The organism is Rossellomorea aquimaris, from assembly GCF_001877785.1.
Classification (GTDB): Bacteria; Bacillota; Bacilli; order Bacillales; family Bacillaceae_B; genus Rossellomorea; species Rossellomorea aquimaris_A.
This window is the reverse complement of the sequence record NZ_MINN01000064.1, coordinates 1-295: the sequence shown is the minus strand read 5'-3', so window position 1 is coordinate 295 and position 295 is coordinate 1. Positions and strand designations below refer to the sequence as shown.

At 37.3% G+C, this 295-nt stretch carries 1 rRNA gene; it reads left to right on the top strand.

Annotated elements, in window-relative coordinates:
- Positions 1 to 56 (top strand): 16S ribosomal RNA (locus tag BHE18_RS23435); the annotation flags it as partial.
- Between the last annotated feature and the right edge of the window lie 239 nt (positions 57 to 295).

Genomic DNA, 295 nt, shown 5'->3' with positions numbered 1-295 from the left:
TCCTGAAGTCGTAACAAGGTAGCCGTATCGGAAGGTGCGGCTGGATCACCTCCTTTCTAAGGAATATTACATGAAACGTTTGACAGTCGAAGTTTTGTTCAGTTTTGATGGTTTGATAAGGTTTTTTGCGCAAGCAAAAGAACCATCCATCAGGGATTTTTACGAAGTGTAAGCGAAGTAAAAGATCCAACCATAAAGTTTGTTCTTTGAAAACTAGATAAAGTGTTAATTGATAGTCAAGAAATTACCGAGTATCGCCATTTTAGGTTTTAAACCTTATGTAACAACCAATTCG